The sequence below is a fragment of the Sphingomonas azotifigens NBRC 15497 genome (assembly GCF_002091475.1).
Lineage (GTDB): Bacteria > Pseudomonadota > Alphaproteobacteria > Sphingomonadales > Sphingomonadaceae > Sphingomonas > Sphingomonas azotifigens.
Genome location: NZ_BCTR01000118.1, coordinates 1 through 3,877, shown reverse-complemented (window position 1 = coordinate 3,877; position 3,877 = coordinate 1). Strand labels below are relative to the sequence as shown.

The 3,877-nt window shown below is 68.2% G+C and carries 4 protein-coding genes; 3 read left to right on the top strand and 1 reads right to left on the bottom strand.

Annotated features, from left to right (window positions below):
- Positions 1-188 precede the first annotated feature (188 nt).
- On the bottom strand, positions 189-902 hold the full coding sequence (locus SAZ01S_RS23050; RefSeq protein ID WP_084584666.1) for an ImuA family protein: 714 nt from the start codon (positions 900-902) through the stop codon (positions 189-191).
- A gap of 247 nt (positions 903-1,149) precedes the next feature.
- Between SAZ01S_RS23050 and SAZ01S_RS23045 the strand changes: the two genes are divergently transcribed.
- The 3 genes from SAZ01S_RS23045 to SAZ01S_RS23035 all read left to right on the top strand — a co-directional run.
- On the top strand, positions 1,150-2,421 hold the full coding sequence (locus SAZ01S_RS23045) for a 3-methyl-2-oxobutanoate dehydrogenase (2-methylpropanoyl-transferring) subunit alpha (protein ID WP_084584665.1): 1,272 nt from the start codon (positions 1,150-1,152) through the stop codon (positions 2,419-2,421).
- A 14-nt stretch (positions 2,422-2,435) separates the two neighbouring features.
- Positions 2,436-3,440 (top strand): alpha-ketoacid dehydrogenase subunit beta, encoded by a 1,005-nt coding sequence (locus tag SAZ01S_RS23040; RefSeq protein ID WP_084584664.1) that lies wholly within the window; start codon positions 2,436-2,438, stop codon positions 3,438-3,440.
- A gap of 5 nt (positions 3,441-3,445) precedes the next feature.
- On the top strand, positions 3,446-3,877 hold a 432-nt coding region (locus SAZ01S_RS23035; RefSeq protein ID WP_305852066.1), incomplete at its 3' end, for a biotin/lipoyl-containing protein.

Genomic DNA, 3,877 nt, shown 5'->3' with positions numbered 1-3,877 from the left:
GCTTGCGGGAGGGGTTGGGGGAGGGGGTGACGTGGAAGAAGTGCTGTACCCTTTCAGCCCCTCCCCCGGCCCCTCCCGCAAGCGGAAGGGGAGCGCAGGTTGCTACGGAATCCGCAATCTCACCGTCAGCACATGTCGCAGGCGGGAGGGATACAGCAGCATCGTCCTTGGCGTGCGCCCGGCCCCGCTCAGGCGGCGGCAGCGCGCGCCGCTCGGCCCGCCGCACGCGGTCGAGCGACCAGTGGGGCAGGAAGAGCGCAGCGACCCGTTGCATCGCAGGCCTCCACCAAGAGTTGGAACGATTCCCCCCCGCGTTGCCGCGCCAGCGACAGCTCCCAGCGCGGCCGTCCGACCCCCTCCACCGGCAGCGGTGCCGAGGGCGCGCAGCCGATCCGCCAGCGCGTCACCGCCGCCGAGGGCGCCCCCAGCGGATCGCTTCCCTCGCGGGCATGGCGCTTGAGCAGCAAGGCGATGGTGCGACCACCCTCCGCCACCAGCTGCAGCCGCCGCGTTGCCGGCATCGCCAGCCGCTTCACTTCGCCGATCACCGCGCCGAGCCCGCGATGGCGCAGCCCCTCCTCCATGATCGCAAGCAGCTCGTCGTCGTCGCGCGCCTCGGCATAGATCACGCGCTTGGGATCGAGCCCGACCTGCGCCAGCCCCGGCGCGAACAGGTCGCGCCGCCGCACCACCCACAGCACCGGCCCCCAGCAGCGCGCGGCGATTCCGCCGAGGAAGGTGGTGGCGGCGCAGTCGTCGGTCAGGTCCGGCGTGGCGCCCGCAATCTCGTGCAGCGCATCGAGCCGCAGCCCCCCGTCCGCCAGCTTCGAATCGAGCCGCTCCAGCCCGAACGGCAGCACCGGGCGCCGACGGAATCCGGTGCCGTCGATGGCGCTGAGCATTGCGCGCAACTGGTCGAGGGTGGCAGGATCGGGCACGGCGACTCGCTCGGGGGTTGATGACAGGTCCGACTCGTTCGTTCCTATTTTGTTCCAATTGGCGCGGGAGTCAATCGGACTCCGTGTCCCAAATTTTTAGGCCAGCCCTGCTGCCCCATCTCGACAGGCGCGTTGAAATTTTATAACAGCGTTGCGCAATTCGAGTTCGTGCGTTGTCCGTGGCGACACGGCCGTATCTGATGGAGAGACCATGACGGTGGACGCCCCGCGCGCCAACCTGCCGCCGCTATCGCTGCATGTGCCCGAGCCGCGCTTTCGCCCCGGCGACGAGGCCGATTTCAGCGACCTTGCCGTGCCCCCCGCCGGCGCCGCGCGCCGCCCGGACACCGCAGAGCCGGCCGATCGATTCCACGAACTCGCCTATGGCCTGGTCCGCGTCCTCGACGACGACGGCAATGCCGTCGGCCCCTGGGATCCGCGGCTCGATGCCGAAGCGAAGCGCAAAATGCTGCGCAGCATGGCGCTGACCCGCGCCTTCGACGAGCGCATGTTCCGCGCCCAGCGCCAGGGCAAGACCAGCTTCTACATGAAGTCGACCGGCGAGGAGGCGGTGTCGGTCTCGGCCGCGCTGGCCATGGCCGGCGACGACATGTGCTTCCCCAGCTATCGCCAGCAGGGCATCCTGATCACCCGCGGCTATCCGCTGGTCGCGATGATGAACCAGATCTACTCCAACCGGAGCGATCCGCTGCAGGGCCGGCAGCTGCCGATCATGTACTCGTCGAAGGAAACCGGCTTCTTCTCGATCTCGGGCAACCTCGCCACCCAATATCCGCAAGCGGTGGGCTGGGCGATGGCGAGCGCGGCGCGCGGCGACACCCGCATCGCCGCCACCTGGTGCGGCGAGGGCTCGACCGCGGAAGGCGACTTCCACTCGGCGCTGACCTTCGCCACCGTCTACCGCGCCCCGGTGATCTTCAACGTCGTCAACAACCAATGGGCGATCTCGAGCTTCTCGGGCTTTGCCGGCGCCGAGGCGACCACCTTCGCGGCGCGCGCGATCGGCTATGGCATCGCGGGCCTCCGCGTCGACGGCAATGATGCGCTGGCGGTCTATGCGGCGACGGAGTGGGCGGCCGAGCGCGCGCGGACCAACCAGGGCCCGACACTGATCGAGCATTTCACCTATCGCGCCGAAGGCCATTCCACCTCGGACGATCCCAGCGCCTATCGTTCGGCCGGGGAGCCCAATGCCTGGCCGCTCGGCGATCCGATCCGACGGCTGAAGGACCATCTCATCGGTCTCGGCGAGTGGGACGAGGAACGCCAGGCGGCGATGGACCTCGAGCTCGCCGAGACGGTGAAGCGCGCGCAGAAGGAAGCCGAGAAGAACGGCATCCTCGGCCACGGCATGCACCAGCCGTTCGAGACCATGTTCGAGGGCGTCTTCGAGGAGATGCCCTGGCACCTGAAGGAACAGAGCGACCAGATGATCGCCGAGCGCAAGGCGGCTGGCATATGAGCAGCGCCCCCCGGATGAACATGATCCAGGCGATCAATTCCGCCATGGACGTGATGATGGAACGCGACGACCAGGTCGTCGTGATGGGCGAGGATGTCGGCTATTTCGGCGGCGTGTTCCGCGCGACCGCCGGGCTCCAGGCCAAGTACGGCAAGACCCGCGCCTTCGACACGCCGATCACCGAGATCGGCATCATCGGCGTGGCGATCGGCATGGGTGCCTATGGCCTGCGCCCCGTGCCCGAGATCCAGTTCGCCGACTATATCTACCCGGCGCTCGACCAGCTCGTATCCGAAGCCGCACGGCTGCGCTACCGTTCGAACGGCGATTTCACCGCGCCGATCACGGTGCGCTCGCCGTACGGCGGCGGCATCTTCGGCGGGCAGACGCACAGCCAGTCGCCCGAGGGCATCTTCACCCATGTCTCGGGTATCAAGACGGTGATCCCGTCGACGCCCTATGACGCCAAGGGCCTGCTGATCGCCGCGATCGAGGACAACGACCCCGTCCTCTTCCTCGAGCCCAAGCGCATCTATAACGGCCCGTTCGACGGCCATTATGATCGCCCGGCCAAGAACTGGACCGCGCATCCGGCGAGCGAAGTGCCCGAGGGCTATTACCGCGTCGAACTCGGCAAGGCGACGACCGTGCGCGAGGGCGAGGCGGTGACGATCCTCTGCTACGGCACGATGGTGCATGTGGTCGCGAGCACCGTCGAGGAGCTGGGCGTCGACGCCGAGATCCTCGATCTGCGCACCCTGGTGCCGCTCGACATCGAGGCGATCGAGGCCTCGGTCAAGAAGACCGGCCGCTGCATGATCGTCCATGAGGCGACGCGCACCTCGGGCTTCGGCGCCGAGCTTTCGGCCTTGGTGCAGGAGCGCTGCTTCTACCATCTCGAAGCGCCGATCGCCCGCGTCACCGGCTTCGACACGCCCTATCCCCACAGCCTCGAATGGGCCTATTTCCCGGGTCCAGTGCGGATCCGCGAGGCGCTCAACAACCTCCTCAAGGACTGACGCCCATGGCTCGTTTTACCTTTCGTCTGCCGGACATCGGCGAAGGCATTGCCGAGGCCGAGATCGTCGCCTGGCACGTCAAGATCGGCGACCGTGTGGAGGAAGACCAGCAGGTCGCTGACATGATGACCGACAAGGCCACGGTGGAGATGGAATCACCCGTTTCCGGCGTGGTGGTCGAGCTCGCCGGCGAGGTGGGCGACCAGGTGCCGATCGGCTCGGCGCTGATGGTGATCGAGGTCGAGGGTGAGGGTGAGGCCGAGGCGGAGACGCCGGTCGAGGAGCAGGTCGAGGCCGAGAATCCGGGTGTGGAAGAGGCGACGGACGCTGCGCCCAGCGCTCCCCTCCCGCTTGCGGGAGGGGTCGGGGGAGGGGCTGAAACTGCGCCCGCACCCGCCACTGCCACGTCAACCCCCCCCCCCCCCCCCCCCCCCCCC

Excerpts from the sequence above, each read along its gene's own strand:
- SAZ01S_RS23050 (WP_084584666.1), bottom strand. The coding sequence starts at position 902 with ATGCTCAGCGCCATCGACGGCACCGGATTCCGTCGGCGCCCGGTGCTG.
- SAZ01S_RS23045 (WP_084584665.1), top strand. The coding sequence starts at position 1,150 with ATGACGGTGGACGCCCCGCGCGCCAACCTGCCGCCGCTATCGCTGCAT.
- SAZ01S_RS23040 (WP_084584664.1), top strand. The coding sequence starts at position 2,436 with ATGAACATGATCCAGGCGATCAATTCCGCCATGGACGTGATGATGGAA.